This is a genomic window from Sorangium sp. So ce302 (assembly GCF_051530145.1).
Classification (GTDB): Bacteria; Myxococcota_A; Polyangia; order Polyangiales; family Polyangiaceae; genus Sorangium; species Sorangium cellulosum_B.
Genome location: NZ_CP150326.1, coordinates 1,346,648 through 1,359,960, shown reverse-complemented (window position 1 = coordinate 1,359,960; position 13,313 = coordinate 1,346,648). Strand labels below are relative to the sequence as shown.

General features: G+C 70.4%; 13 protein-coding genes and 1 riboswitch. Of the genes, 5 read left to right on the top strand and 8 right to left on the bottom strand.

The genetic code is table 11. From position 1 onward, the window contains the following. The first annotated feature begins 255 nt into the window (after nt 1-255). A complete protein-coding gene (locus tag WME73_RS05185; RefSeq protein ID WP_437914942.1) occupies nt 256-750 on the top strand; it encodes a hypothetical protein in 495 nt (164 codons plus the stop codon). Nucleotides 751-763: 13 nt separating this feature from the next. Here the strand turns inward: WME73_RS05185 and WME73_RS05180 are convergent, their stop codons facing one another. After that, a complete protein-coding gene (locus WME73_RS05180) occupies nt 764-2,965 on the bottom strand; it encodes a TonB-dependent receptor (RefSeq protein WP_437914941.1) in 2,202 nt (733 codons plus the stop codon). A 238-nt stretch (nt 2,966-3,203) separates the two neighbouring features. Continuing rightward, a riboswitch (cobalamin riboswitch) is annotated at nt 3,204-3,411 on the bottom strand. Nucleotides 3,412-3,561: 150 nt separating this feature from the next. Here WME73_RS05180 and typA point away from each other — a divergent pair. Then, complete coding sequence (gene typA, locus WME73_RS05175; protein ID WP_437744409.1) at nt 3,562-5,448, top strand: translational GTPase TypA; 1,887 nt, start codon at nt 3,562-3,564, stop codon at nt 5,446-5,448. Between the two features lie 98 nt (nt 5,449-5,546). Beyond that, nucleotides 5,547-6,041, top strand: a complete 495-nt coding sequence (locus tag WME73_RS05170; protein ID WP_437914940.1) for a hypothetical protein — start codon at nt 5,547-5,549, stop codon at nt 6,039-6,041. Here WME73_RS05170 and WME73_RS05165 read toward each other — a convergent pair. After that, nucleotides 6,029-6,967 carry a LysR family transcriptional regulator gene (locus WME73_RS05165; protein WP_437914939.1) on the bottom strand — a complete coding sequence of 313 codons (939 nt, stop codon included), beginning with the start codon at nt 6,965-6,967 and terminating at the stop codon, nt 6,029-6,031. The genes WME73_RS05170 and WME73_RS05165 overlap by 13 nt on opposite strands. A gap of 216 nt (nt 6,968-7,183) precedes the next feature. Between WME73_RS05165 and WME73_RS05160 the strand changes: the two genes are divergently transcribed. Continuing rightward, the gene (locus WME73_RS05160; protein ID WP_437914938.1) at nt 7,184-7,993 is read left to right on the top strand and encodes a haloacid dehalogenase type II; all 810 of its coding nucleotides are present in this window, start codon (nt 7,184-7,186) and stop codon (nt 7,991-7,993) included. A 401-nt stretch (nt 7,994-8,394) separates the two neighbouring features. Here WME73_RS05160 and WME73_RS05155 read toward each other — a convergent pair whose 3' ends face one another. The 3 genes from WME73_RS05155 to WME73_RS05145 all read right to left on the bottom strand — a co-directional run bounded on the left by WME73_RS05155 (nt 8,395) and on the right by WME73_RS05145 (nt 9,932). Beyond that, nucleotides 8,395-8,649, bottom strand: a complete 255-nt coding sequence (locus WME73_RS05155; RefSeq protein ID WP_437914937.1) for a hypothetical protein — start codon at nt 8,647-8,649, stop codon at nt 8,395-8,397. 15 nt (nt 8,650-8,664) lie between these two features. Further along, entirely contained in the window at nt 8,665-9,318 is a 654-nt protein-coding gene (locus WME73_RS05150) for a protein-L-isoaspartate(D-aspartate) O-methyltransferase (protein ID WP_437914936.1), read from the bottom strand. Between the two features lie 68 nt (nt 9,319-9,386). After that, on the bottom strand, nt 9,387-9,932 hold the full coding sequence (locus WME73_RS05145) for an Hsp20/alpha crystallin family protein (protein WP_437914935.1): 546 nt from the start codon (nt 9,930-9,932) through the stop codon (nt 9,387-9,389). Nucleotides 9,933-10,324: 392 nt separating this feature from the next. Between WME73_RS05145 and WME73_RS05140 the strand changes: the two genes are divergently transcribed. Next, a complete protein-coding gene (locus tag WME73_RS05140; protein ID WP_437744404.1) occupies nt 10,325-10,930 on the top strand; it encodes an isochorismatase family protein in 606 nt (201 codons plus the stop codon). A gap of 315 nt (nt 10,931-11,245) precedes the next feature. On the opposite strand, the gene WME73_RS05135 is transcribed toward WME73_RS05140, so the two are convergent. The 3 genes from WME73_RS05135 to WME73_RS05125 all read right to left on the bottom strand — a co-directional run bounded on the left by WME73_RS05135 (nt 11,246) and on the right by WME73_RS05125 (nt 13,094). Beyond that, nucleotides 11,246-11,584, bottom strand: coding sequence for a hypothetical protein (locus WME73_RS05135; RefSeq protein ID WP_437744403.1), 339 nt, complete (start codon nt 11,582-11,584; stop codon nt 11,246-11,248). Nucleotides 11,585-11,605: 21 nt separating this feature from the next. Further along, the gene (locus WME73_RS05130) at nt 11,606-11,866 is read right to left on the bottom strand and encodes a hypothetical protein (protein WP_437744402.1); all 261 of its coding nucleotides are present in this window, start codon (nt 11,864-11,866) and stop codon (nt 11,606-11,608) included. A 595-nt stretch (nt 11,867-12,461) separates the two neighbouring features. Further along, entirely contained in the window at nt 12,462-13,094 is a 633-nt protein-coding gene (locus WME73_RS05125) for a DUF1990 family protein (RefSeq protein WP_437744401.1), read from the bottom strand. Between the last annotated feature and the right edge of the window lie 219 nt (nt 13,095-13,313).

Sequence of the window (13,313 nt, the reverse complement as noted above, 5' to 3'; positions counted from 1 at the left end):
GTCAAGACGGACTCATCGATTGTGGCGCCATCGAACGTGGCCAGTGCGAGCCACCCAACCTCGACGGCACCGGTACTGTCTTGCCCATCAGCGCCGAGAGCGCGCGGCGCGGATCCGTTATCGACGCCCGGTGGCTCACGCTCGAGTTGGTGTGCGTGCGTGTCGCGGGGAAAGAGACGCCGGTGTACCCTGGCCGGTGTACCCTGAGGCCGCCGCGAGCATCTCCGCTGCGACCGCTCCAGAACGAGCACGATCATGCATCCTGACCCCTGGCACCTGGTCACCAGACAACCGGACTACGTCCTGACTTCCTGGCACCAGATCTTCTGCGTCATCTGGCGCCGCGAGACGACCGAGGACGCCGCGCGCCACCTGAGCGACGCGTGCGCGGAGTTCGCGAAGAAGCACCCGCGCGGCATAGGGCTGCTCACCCTCGTCGAGAGCGGGGCGTCGTTGCCGTCGGCGCCCGCGCGCAGGGCGATCGCGAGCTTCCTCGCGGAGGCGAGCGCGACCATCAGGTGCTCAGCGGTCGTCTTCGAGGGCTCGGGGTTCCAGGCGGCGATGGTTCGCAGCGTCGTGACAGGGCTCACGCTCATTGCCCGTCAGCGTTATCCGCACAGGGTATGTGACATCCGGGAAGCCTGGCAGATGTTCGCAGAGCTCCTGCCCCTGGCGACGGGCGCCGCCGTGAGCGAAGCCGCGTTCCGGGCATCGCTCGACGCGCTGCGCGAGGACCTCCGCCGGACATGAGCCGGCGCTGCGCCTACTCCCAGTACAGCGTCGCCCGCCCGATCGCGGTGAACGGCCACCCCGGCGAGTAGTGGATCCCGGTGACCGCGGCCGGCTCGTACTGCAGCCGCGACTCGCTCGCGAACTGGACCTCGCGCCACGTCGTGTCGAAGAGGTTCTGGATGTCCACGGCCACCTCGACGTTCTTCCACCGCAGCCCGGCGTTGGCGTCGACGACCGTGAACCCCTCGGCGGTGAGCGACTCGTCCTCGGTCGCGGGCCGAGCGCCGATCGCCTTGACCCGCAGCGCCGCGAACGGCGTGAACGCGCCGAGCGTCGGGCGGACGCCGACGCCCGCGGTCAGCGTCTGGGTCGGCGCGAGGGCGACCGCGCTCGCGTTGCCGGCGTTCTCGCGGAAGCGCGCGCGGGTGAAGGTCGCGTCCACGTCCGCGAAGAGCCAGCTCCGGAGCCGGTAGCGCCCGCCGATCTCGATCCCGTAGCGCCGCGTCTGCCCCGACGCCTCGGTCGCGCCCGCGTCGCCGCTCCAGACCAGCTCCGAGTCCAGGTCGAGCAGGAACGCGGCCCCGCTCAGCGACAGCCCGCGCAAGGGCGCGACCCGCAGGCCGATCTCGTAGCCCGTCGCGGGCGTGATCAGCGTCGCCGCCCCCTGCCCCAGCACCACGCCCTGCGCGTCGTTCGAGTGGAAGCCCCGCCCGAAGTGGGCGAAGAGATCGACCCCCTCGACGGGCGACACGATCGCCGTGAGCTTCGGGAGCAGCTGCATCTGTCCCCGGGCGCCGCTCGACCTGTTCCCCGCCGCCTCGAGGTCCTCGCCCGGATCGTCCACGTTGACGTCGATCCACTGCGCGCGCGCCCCGAGCACGACGCGGAGCCAGCGCCGGAGCCGGGCGTCCTGCTCGACGTAGACGCCGATCTGGCTCTCATCGACGTGGGTCCTGCTCTTCTCCTCGATCCGCTCGCGCGCCTCGTCGTGGTGGAGGGACTTGTCGATCGCGTCCGCGCGGATCTGCGCGCCGAGCGAGGTCGTGAACCTCGCCCCGCCGATCTCGTATTGCCTGCGGAAGCGGAGATCGGCGCCGCCGACCGTGCGGTCGTCGTTCTGCTCGATCTGATCGCCGTGGACGGGGTCCTCGCTGAAGAAGGTGAAGTTCGAGTACAGCGTGAAGCGGTAACGGACGAGGTAGGCCAGCGCGCTCAGATCGGCGTCCCGCCACGCGGTCGAGTACGCGACGGACGCCATGTGCCGCTCGGTCGCCCCGCCCTCGGTCGGATCCACGGCGCCGAAATGGTCGATACACGGCTGTCCGAACGCCGACGGCGGCGGGTTCAACCCGCCCTGCTCGCCCTCGCCGCACACGGCGCGCGCGGGGATCTGGCCGGAGCCGTGCCAGGTCGATCCATACGACATCCAGGTCATCTGGATCTTCCCGGTGTTGTCGAGATCGTGCGTGGCCCGCAGGTACACGTTGAAGCGCTCGAGCCGCTCCGGGCTCAGGAACGGCCCGTCGTTCCGGTAGATCTCCGCCGCGGCCACCGCGCGCCACGCGTCGCCGAGATCCGGCGAGGCGATGACGAGGCCGCGCTGGATACCGTACTGCCCCAGGCTGACCTGCGCGTAGCTCTCCTCGAGCTTCTCGGCGAAGCGCAGGTTGACGGCGCCCGCCGTACCGAAGTCGCCGATGCTCGCGTAATAAGGCCCCTTGTACCCGTCGAGCCCTGTCACGAGCTCCGGGATCATGAAGTAGAGATCGGTGAAGCCGTGCCCGTGGCCGTGGCTGACCATGTTGACGGGCACGCCGTCGACGAAGAAGGCGACGTCGGTCCCATGATCCGCGTCGAATCCGCGGAGGAAGTACTGGTTCGCCTTGCCGCCGCCCGCGTGCTGCACGGCGAAGAGCCCGGGGACCGACTCGAGGATGTCGCCCGGCCGGAGCCTCGGCCGGAGCTCGAGCTCCCGGTGTCCGACGGAGACGCGCGACGCGGCCTCGCTGCCCGGCTTCTCCGCCTGGATCGTGACCTCGATCGCGGCGTCGCCAGCGGGCGCGCCCTCGCCGGTGGGCTCTGCAGCGGCGGCCTCCGGCGGGGCAGCGGGCGACCCGAGGGTGTCGCCCTCGGCGCGCGCGGGCCGCGCGGCGGCCAGCACCATGGATAACGCGGCGAGCAGATGAACTGGATGGCGGTGCCCGTGGCTCGTCGTGACCGTCTCGCGCAGCATTCGTGTCCTCCTTCGCCGCAATCGCGCGGAGCGGCGTCGGGCCGCTCGCGTCGAGCTCCGCGAGGACGAAATGGCTGGCCATCGCACGGTGCGCTGGACCGACCTGTCGCCCCCGCGGGCGACCGGAAGGCGACGCGGGGGGCGGTTCGGTATCCGGGACGTGGCAGAGGCAGAGCTGCACCGGCTCGGACCTCACCGCCTCCCTCGAGGCTCCCAGGTCGAACCGGCGCCGGATGTCTCCCGCCGCCGGGCGCTGGCAGGTCTTCGGGCTCGCGAGCGCTCCGGTCTGACCGGCTCCCTACTGTCCACCGCTTCCCAGCCCTCGTCGGGCCAGTGCTTGGGGTGGAGGTCGTTCTCGCTTACCGCTGCGGGGCAGCCCCGGAGTTTCACCGGGTTCCCTCTTCGGCCCAGGCGAACGCCCGGGCACCAGCACGGCGCGCACCCTATGGCCGTGCGCCTTCGGCTGTCAATCGCTACCGCTCCGCTCGCCCGCTCGACGCGCGCCGCTCTCGCGCCATGCGCGCGCCTCGCGCTCTCCATCCGAGCGCCTCGACGCGGGCCTGCCGTGCAGGCCGAACGTTCGGGCTCTAGCGAGGATGGGCTCGCTCCTCCGTGGGTCGCGTGCTACACGGCCGCCGCCGTATATGCCCCGTAACGATCTCCGCAACATCGCCATCGTCGCCCACGTCGACCACGGGAAGACGACCCTCGTCGATCACATGCTCCGCCAGTCGGGCGCCTTCCGAGAGAACGAGGTCGTGGCCGAGCGCGTCATGGACTCGAACGACCTCGAGCGGGAGCGCGGCATCACCATCCTCGCGAAGAACACGAGCATCCGGTACCGCGGGGTCAAGATCAACATCGTCGACACGCCCGGCCACTCCGACTTCGGCGGCGAGGTCGAGCGCACGCTCATGATGGCCGACGGGGCGCTCCTCCTCGTCGACGCCGCCGAGGGCCCGCTGCCGCAGACGCGCTTCGTGCTCTCGAAGTGCCTCCAGCGCGGCTTCCCGGTCATCGTGGTCATCAACAAGATCGACCGGAGCGACGCGCGCGCCCACGAGGTGCTCTCCGAGGTGTTCGACCTCTTCTGTGACCTCGAGGCGAGCGACGCGCAGATGGACTTCTCGACGCTCTACGCCGTGGCGAAGCTCGGCCAGGCGAAGCGCGAGCTCGAGCACGAGGCGAAGGACCTCGATCCGCTCTTCGAGACCATCCTCGAGCGGGTCCCCGGCCCCTCCGGCGACCCCGACGGTCCGCTCCAGGTCATCGTCTGCAACACGACCCACGACGATTACGTGGGCCGGCTCGCGGTCGGCCGCGTGGTCCGCGGCACCGCCCGGTCGGGCGCCGACGTCGCGCTCCTCGGCGAGGGCGGCCAGTCGCGCGGCTACGTGAAGATGCTCTACGCCTACGAGGGGCTGAAGCGCGTCGCGGTCGAGAGCGCCGTCGCGGGCGAGGTGATCGCGATCGCCGGGCTCGACGCGGTCACGATCGGCGACACGATCACGGATCCGGCGCACCCCGAGGCGCTGCCGCGCATCGTCGTCGAGGAGCCGACGATCAAGATGAAGATCGGCGTCAACACGTCGACCTTCGCCGGCAAGTGCAAGCAGTCGAAGTACCTCACGAGCCGTCACCTGAAGGAGCGGCTCGAGCGCGAGGCGATGAAGAACCTCGCGATCCGGGTGGAGCCGACGGAGGTGCCCGACACGTTCGTGGTGCTCGGCCGCGGCGAGCTCCAGCTGGCGATCCTCGTGGAGACGATGCGGCGCGAGGGGTACGAGATGCAGCTCTCGAACCCCGAGGTGGTGACGCGCGAGATCGACGGCGAGGTGATGGAGCCGCTCGAGCTCGTGGTCGTGGACGTGCCGGACACCTACGTCGGCATCGTGACCGAGCGCCTCAGCTCCCGCCGCGGCCGGATGGTGAAGATGACGAACCCCGGCTTCGGCCGCGCCCGCCTCGAGTTCCGGGTGCCGTCGCGCGGGCTCATCGGCTTCCGCGGCGAGTTCCTGACGGCGACGCGCGGGACGGGCCTGCTCAACACGATGTTCGACGGCTGGGCGCCCTGGGGCGGCCCGATGATGCGCCGCCCGACCGGCGCCATCGTCGCCGATCGCGTCGGCGTGGCGACCCCGTACGCGCTGCACCACCTGCAGCCGCGCGGCATGTTCTTCATCGTCCCCGGCGTCGAGGTCTACGAGGGGATGATCATCGGCGAGCACAACCGGCCGAACGACACCGACGTCAACGTCATCAAGGAGAAGAAGCTGTCGAACGTGCGCAACCACGGCAAGGACGAGAACGTCCTCCTGGCCAGCCCGCGGCTGCTCACGATCGAGACGGCGATGGAGTGGATCGACGGCGACGAGCTCGTCGAGGTCACGCCCGACGCGGTGCGCGTCCGCAAGAAGGTGCTCGCGTGCAACCGCCGGGAGCGCCGCGAGGACGCGATCGAGCAATCGCAGGCGGTGGAGTGAGCGGCATCGGACGCCCGACGCGCGCCTGACGCGCGCCCGACGCGCCCGACGCGCGCCCTGCCGTGCCTGCCGTGCCTGCCGCGCGATAGGATGCCCTGATGAGAACGCCGCTGCTCTTCGCTTTCCTGGCTTCGCTCGTCGCGCTCTCGGGGGCGGGCGCTTGCGGCGGGGCCGTCGTCGTCGACGGGCTCCCCGGGAGCTCCGACGGCGCCGGGGGCGCCGGCGCGGCCCAGAGCTCTCCGTCGGCGAGCTCCGGCGGGCCCTCCATCGAAGAGCAGAGGGCCTCGTGCGATTTCTTCTGCTCGCTCTTCGACGGCGTCACGTGTCCGGAGCTCCGGTGTCGCGCGCGCTGCGCCGACCTGCTCTCCGAGCAGCGCCCCTGCAACGCGCTGACCGCCCCCTTCTTCGACTGCGTGGGCGAGACCGTCGCCTCCGCGGACCGGATCCCCTGCGAGTTCCTCGCGCCGTCGATCACGTCGCTCCTCGATTGCCTGAGCGGGCGCGTTCGAGAGTGCACGACCGATTTCCTGCCCCCGACGTGCGACGCGCAGTTCGAGAAGCTCAGGGCGTGCCAGCGCGATCAGGGCCGGTAGCGGGGGCGCTCGTCGCCTGACGCGCGCGGCCCCGCGCCGGGGTCGAGGGCGCTCCGGAGCGGCCCGAGGGCGTCGGCGACGAACGCGACGAGCGCCTTCACGCGCGGCACCCCGCGCGTATCGCGGTGCACCCCGAGCCACAGCTTGCGCCCCGGCGGCGGCGAGGGCGGCGAGAGCAGGCGGAGGCCGGCGGTCGCGTCGCCCAGGTAGCGCGGCAGGCAGACGAGCCCGACGCCGGCGGCCCCCATCGTCGCCTGGGGCTCGCGGCCGTTGGTGCGCGCGGCGACGCGGGCCTTCGCGGCGACGGCGCGCACCCACGACAGGTCGGCGATCGCCGGAGGCTCGTCGTTCATGGTGACGAGGGTGTGGCCCTCGCACTGCCGGCCCCAGTCCGGCGGGCCGTGCTCGGCGAGGTACGCCTCCGATGCATAGAGCCCGAACCCGATCCGCGCGACCTCGCGCTGGAAGACCTCGTGGTGCTCGAACGCGGCCGGGCGAAGGGCGATGTCCGCTTCCCGCCGCGGCAGGCTCAGCCATCGCGCGTCCGAGATGAGATCGACGGAGATGGCGGGGTGGCGCGCGAGGAACGGGACGAGCAGCGGCCCGAGGACGCGCGTGGCGAGCCACTCGGACGCGGTGACACGGAGGTGGCCTCTCAGGCCTGCGTCGCGTCCGGCGGCGGCGCGCTCGGCCGCGAGCGCGTCCTGCTCCATGCGCTCGGCGTGGCCGAGCACGCTCTCGCCCGCGGCCGAGAGCGAGAACCCCGACGGCGAGCGCTGGAAGAGCCTCGCCCCGAGGCGCCGCTCGAACGCGGCGACGCGCCGCCCCACGGTCGGCTGGGTGACCTTCAGCACGCGCGCGGCGGCGGAGAGGTTGCCGTGCCGCGCGACGGCGAGGAAGTAGCGCAGATCGTCCCAGTCGAGCATGGCTCCGGGGCACGGGGCGCTGCTGCCGGAGCGCGCTCCGCGCCATGCAAAGGTGCATGGCGAGTCTACGTCGATGGCGGATCCCCGGGCAACGGCGGACCGCGCATGCTCTCCCGCGTGCGTTCCCGCACCCGCGCACTCGCGGACTCGCGGACTCGCGAACGCGCGGACTCGCAGGTCGCGAGTTTCACGTCGGAGGATCGGAGGGAGGCTGGCATGTTGACGAATCGTCGTGAGTTTCTCCACCGCGTGACCGGCACGGCCGCGGCGGGCTTCCTGGGCTCGGCCCCGGCCGGGACGGCTTCCTGTGCCGCGCAGCACGGGCCGGCGCCGCCGCGGCCGGCGGCGGGATCGAAGATCAAGGCGATCGCCTTCGACGCCTTTCCGATCTTCGATCCGCGGCCGATCGCGGCGCTCGCGGAGGAGCTCTGTCCGGGCAAGGGAGCATCGCTGAGCGAGGCGTGGCGTACCCGTCAATTCGAGTACACGTGGCTGCGGGTCGCGTCCCGCGAGTATGCCGACTTCTGGCAGGTGACTTCGGATGCGCTGGTGTTCGCCGAGCGCGCGCTGGCGCTCGATCTCGGGGAGGAGAAGCGGGCGCGGCTCCTCGGCGCCTACCTCGATCTCCGGGCGTGGCCTGACGTGCTTCCGGCGCTCCGGGCGCTGAGGGGCGCGGGGATCCGGCTCTCGTTCCTGTCGAACTTCACGCGGAGGATGCTCGGGGCCGCCATCGAGAGCTCCGGTCTGGGGGGCCTGTTCGAGCACGTGCTCAGCACGGACGGGGCGAGGACGTACAAGCCGGATCCTCGCGCGTACCGGATGGCGCTCGACGCGTTCGGCCTCACGCGCGAGGAGATCGCGTTCGTCGCGTTCGCCGGCTGGGACGCCGCGGGGGCCCGGTGGTTCGGCTATCCCACGTTCTGGGTCAACCGCCTGGGCCTGCCGGCCGAGGAGCTCGGCGTGAGCGCCGACGCGACGGGAGCGAGCCTCTCGGATCTCGTGGAGTTCGTGAAGGAGAGGGCGTGACCGGCGGGGCCATGCCGCCTGTGCCCCCTTGCCCGACGCGCGCGCGTCGCGCGGCACCTTGGTGGGATGCCATTTCAGGGGCGCGCGGAGATCCACCCAGCCGAGCATCCCTTGGCTCGCGTCACCGCCCGTGAAGACGACATCGTCGATGACGAAGATCGCGTGAATGTCGGGATTCCCCGGCCCCTTCGCCCCGCGCGGCGACAGTGCTGTCGAGTTGGTGCGCGCCGCCGGCGTGAGCACCGGAACGAACCAGGGCTCCGCTCGGACACGGCACGCCCCGGCATTCAGAGGAATCGGCTCCTGTCGGCGGAGGGGGAGTCTTCTCGCTCGGTTGTCTCATGACCCTGTGTAACTCAGCTCATGGAGCCGACCGCGGAGATCGAAAGATCTCTACGACATCAGCGGCAGACGGGAGGGTCCCGGGCCGATCCCGAGCCCGTGCCGATGCGGAACAAGTCATCCGGCAGCCACTCGGCCCCGTGGTACACAAAGAGGTAGATGACGACGGCGATCACCAGCGCGACGAGCTTGAGCGCGAGATTGGTGAGGCAACCTTCCCGTAGCTCGCGCAACCGATCCCGCACGGCTGCGCGCGGCGTGGTCCTCTCTCCCGAGCGATCCTGGGCCATGGAGCGGTGGATCGGTGGCAGCATGCCCGCCGCCTCCGTTCAGCCCGCTGGCAGGTCGCGCGAGCCTACCATCGGGACGAAGCTCGCAGGCCCGAGGTGCGCTTCTTCCACGAGGCGCCGGCCCCGCTTTCGATAGGCGACGACCATCTCAAAGCCGCTCGGTCCGAGCGGATGAACGAGCCTGCCGCCCTCGGCGAGCTGCTCGACGAGCGGCCGAGGACCGGCAGGAGCGGCCGCCGACGTGACGATCGCGTCGTACGGCGCGTGACGCGGGAGTCCGACCGTCCCGTCTCCGAAACAGACCGTCACGCTCGAGATCCCCGCACGCCAGAGGTTCCAGGCCGCCCGCTCCACGAGATCGGGCACTCGCTCGATCGTGAAGACCTCACGGCACAGCCGCGCCAAGATGGCCGCCTGAAAGCCAAGGCCGGTGCCAACCTCAAGCACGCGCTCTGTCCCGTCGAGGCGGAGCGCCTGGACCATGCGCGCCAGGAGCGACGGCTGCGTGGTCACCTGACCGTGGCCGATTGGGATAGGTATGTCCTCGTATGCGTGCGCCACCCGATCGGGCGGGACAAAAAGTGCCCGTGGCACGCTGCCGAGCGCCTCGAGCGCCCGGTCATCCGCGACGCCGGCGGCTCGAACGCTCCGGACCAGATCGTCGGAAGATGCTGGCAGCCCTCCTCTTGTCATAGGCAACGTGTTCTGGCGAGCTGCCTCAGCGGCGAGCGAGTCGCCGCTGAGGCAAACCGCGCGACCCATCATGCCGCCTTCGCCTGCTGATTGGCTTCGAGCTGCGGCTCCGCCTTCTTGGCCTTGGCGCCGATCGGGATCCGATGCGAGCGCACGTCCGCCTTCTTCGGTACGGTAACCGTCAGCACCCCGTTCTTGAGGTCCGCGCCCACGTTCTCCGCATCGCTCCCCTCGGGAAGCGTGAATGATCGGCAGAAGCTGCCGTACGAACGCTCGTGAGAGACGTACTGGTCGCCCTCATCTCGCGCCTCTTCCTCGCGCTTACCGCTCACGGTGAGCACGTTGCCCGCGATCGACACGTCGATGTCCTTCTCCTCCACACCAGGGACGTCGGCGTGGATGACGAACGCATCGGGGGTCTCCTTCACCTCCATCTCCAGCAGGTAGGACGTACCCCAGGGACGCTCGAACCGCGGAACCTCGCCGAAAGGATCCCATCGCATCAGATCGCGGAAAAGATCCCAACGCATGAGATCCCAAACACTCCGAAACGGATCGAATCGCCTGAAGAGGGTCGGCTCTCGATCACGGATCCTGCGAACCAGATTGGCCATACCCAACTCACCTCCTTTCAGTGGCAAAGCCCGTCCGCTGGCTGTGCCCCCTCAGATGATGTCCTGCAGTTCGAAGCGGGGTCCGGGCCCCGCGAGGCTCCGGCCCATGCACAGGCCGCCTGCGGAGCGGCACCCGGTCACTTCATCAGCATGGCGGCCCCACGTCGGCCCCGACCCCGCGTCACCCTGAGTAATCACGGCACGATGCTCGTCAATGGATCTGCGTCGTGTTCGCGCTCTGCTACAGTCTGCTGCCGTCTGCGCGTTGAAATCTTTCCAGAAGGCCAAGATGTTCACGCTATGGTGGCCAGAGCACGGGCCCGACGGGCAGAGCCGGCGTCGCCTTTCCGGGCGACCACAAGCACACAGGGTTCAGCGTCAGGTGATTCGCGATGGCAGAGCACCCCTTGACGGTGGTGTACGACCCGGCGACTTCGCTGATCGTCGTCGACGTCCAAAACGACTTCGCCGATCCGAAGGGCAGCCTCTATGTGCGCGGCGCCGAGGAAGTGCTGCCGCTCATCAACCAGGAGATCGCGCGAGCCCGTCAGGCGGGTTCGCCCGTCCTCTACACGCAGGACTGGCACCCGCCGAGCACGCCGCACTTTCAGAAAGATGGTGGGACCTGGCCGGTGCACTGCGTGCAGGACAGCTGGGGAGCCGATCTCCACCCGGCGCTAGAGGCCGCCGGCACGATCATCCGCAAGGGGGTGGGCGGCGAGGACGGTTATTCCGGCTTCGCCACGCGCGATCCGACGAGCGGCACGCTCACGAGCGAGACCGGGCTCGAAGCGGAGCTGCGAGCTCGTGGCACGCGCCGCGTGGTCATCGTTGGACTGGCAACGGACTACTGCGTCAAGGAGACGGCGCTCGACGCCATCCGGCTCGGCTTCGACACGGTCGTCTTCGCCAAAGCGACGCGCGCGGTAGATCTCGTAGCGGGCGACGGCGAACGCGCCCTCGCGGCGATCCGCCGCGCGGGGGGCGCTATTGTTTGAAGGAGGCGCGCGGACAGCATCATGAGCTGTTGTGGTCCAACGGCCCTCGGGACGGGCTCTGAGCGGCGGTTGGCGACGAAACAGGATGCCAGGCACGGGCTCGGGGCATCGGCGCGCAGCTCCGCGAGCGACGGCAACGGGAGCGGCGCGCCTGCCCGCGTCACGGGCCCGAGCAGGGGCTCCCAGCCCGCGCCGGGGCGGTTCTTCGGCGGCGCCAATGCGATCGCCGGTAAAGCGGCCGTCCGGGCTGCGATGGCGCCACACCTGCTGTGGCCCCACCAGGCTTGCCCTCCCCCCGTCGTTCGATGATCGCACTCAATCGATGGTGACCATGTACGGGTGCGCCTTGCGAACGTCGTAGACCACGCCGGTCGATCGGAGCACGACGCCGGTCCAGCCTTCGGCGAGCCGCGCCAGCGCGTGGAGCGACGCACCGAGCTCCTCCGGCGTATCGGCAGCGCCTGCCGCTGCGGCGAGCCGTTCGCTCTCTCGCTCCTCGCCCGCGGCGAGGACGCTGATGGCCTCGATGAGCTCTTCCCGGATGCGAACGGCGGCCCGTCGGACGCGCTCGGTCCGCGCGTCGCGTCTGCCGGACAGGATGTCGCCGCGGCGAATCTCCAGCGCCTCGCCAAGATCGCGGATGCATTCGAGCAACCAGGCGAAGCGGACGCGGCCTTAGCGGCGCACGAGCAGGGAATGGCGCGTGAGCGTGCGGTCGATCGGGCGGAGCCAGGCGAGCGCTTCGCGGTAGACGTCGGGCGCTTCCGCGAGCGCGCCGAGCGCGTCGCACTGCACGAGGGTGAACTGCTGACGAAAGGCTTGCCGCTGGACGTTCGAGAGCGGAGGCAGGGCGGCGAGGAGGGCCCCGACGATCGAGGTGTCGGGGCCCTGTGCGTTGGTGGACAGTTGCCGCTCGATGGAGGCGGTGGGACCCATGCCAAGACCCATGGAGCCGGGGTCGTGCGGTGCAAGCGGGGTGCATGCGGTGACGCCGTGCGGACAGCCTGATCGGCTCAGATGGGAAAGCCCGATCGCCCCTGGTCGAGCTCCTTTGTGGTGCAGGAACGCGGTTCGGGGTGAGCACGGCGGACGTGTGCGCGGCTCATCCACCGTGTTGCTTCTTCTCTCATGGAACCAGGAACGAACCTGAAACCAGGAACGAACCTGGGCGGTACGGCATCAGCAGCCCGGCACGGAGACATCGACGTCGAGCAGCACGTCCGCGGCGACGGTCGTCTCCTGGTCGACCCTCCTCTCGCCTGGCGGCGAGCCCGCCCCCTCCGATGACCTGCGAAAGGAGCCGCTCGCCTGAGCGCAAGATCCGCCGGGAGGTCCTCTGCGACGACGACGACCGCTATCGAGAGCTCCGGCCTGGAGGGCCTGTTCGAGCACGTGCTCAGCACGGACCGATGCTCCGGAGGTGCTGATGACGCTGCACGGAGGGCGTACTTCCGGATGAGGCGGCGCAGGCAGATCTGCATGCTGGGTTACTTCCGGACGAGGCACCGCAGGCATCTGCTCCCGGCGCGCCTCACGGCGGCGAGGTCGAGGCGCTGCGCATGGCGCGCATGGAGTCGCGGGCGAACCGCCCCTGGACCCGGCGCGCGTAGGGGAAGCCGAGCCGGGCGAGGAGGTGGTTCGGCCGGGAGACGGCGAAGATGTCGTAGGCGACCTCGCCGGAAGGCTCGTCGTGCTCGACGAGGAAGCGCTCCTCGCCGCGCTCGCCGTGCTCCTCCAGCGTCCCGTAGGCGAAGCCGAACCGGCGCACAGGGCCGCTCGTCTCATCGACCGTGTAAACGATCCGGCACGCGTTGAGCCAGTGAATCCCGAGCACGCGGACGAGGATCACCACGGTGACGCCGGCCTGGAGGGGAGCGTCGGGATAGCAGAGCTCGACCCAGCCGAGCCGGAACTGCGCCCAGCGCCGCATCGCCTCGACAGCGCGGTCGAAGAGCGCGGCGCCCTGGCCGAGCACCGCGCGGTGGTGGTCGACGTTGAAGCCGGCAGGCGGCCGCGGGCGGCCATCGCCGGCGCCGGTGCAGCCGACCTCCGCGTACGAGAGCGGCCGGCCCGCCTGGCGAGCGAGGAAGGCGCGGATCGCGGCGTCGGAGGGGCGGGCGCGGGAGAGCACGAGGGGCAGGATAGCCGACCACGGAGACGCCATCTTGATGGCTTTACAGTCACGACGAAGCACGAGGAGCAACTTCGCGGCTGACCGGCCTGCACGGATCCGCCAGGGCTCTCACGGATGGATCAGCATGGACATGAGATGTGCTGGACGATCGCGAAGAGGGCTTCAGGCGCGCTTCGCAGATCGAGGATGGCGGCGCGCGCCGCGCGCGGGCTCGCCGACCCGCGCGGCTGGCACCTGCCAGCGAGCGCT